Source organism: Paraburkholderia sp. SIMBA_030, assembly GCF_046535245.1.
Lineage (GTDB): Bacteria > Pseudomonadota > Gammaproteobacteria > Burkholderiales > Burkholderiaceae > Paraburkholderia.
Genome location: NZ_JAWRXB010001854.1, coordinates 1 through 228, shown reverse-complemented (window position 1 = coordinate 228; position 228 = coordinate 1). Strand labels below are relative to the sequence as shown.

General features: G+C 68.4%; 1 protein-coding gene. It reads right to left on the bottom strand.

The genetic code is table 11. The annotated features are described in order from the left end of the window. Positions 1 to 228 (bottom strand): iron chelate uptake ABC transporter family permease subunit (locus tag SB772_RS46405; protein ID WP_410839320.1); only part of this gene is annotated, 228 nt, incomplete at both ends.

The window sequence follows — 228 nt, the reverse complement described above, 5'->3', positions numbered from 1 at the left end:
CCCGCCAACGAGCCGCCGGATGATATGCGGCACAAGCAGGCCGATGAAACCGATCGGGCCGCTGACGGCGACAGCGGAACCGGCCAGCACCACGATCAGAAAGGCCGCCAGCCCGCCGACGCGGCGCGCATTCTGCCCGAGCGACAGGCCGGTGGTTTCATCCAGCGCCAGCACGCCGAAATGGCGGCCTGCCAGAAGTGCGATTCCGCCGCCGATAAGCGTGAAGGG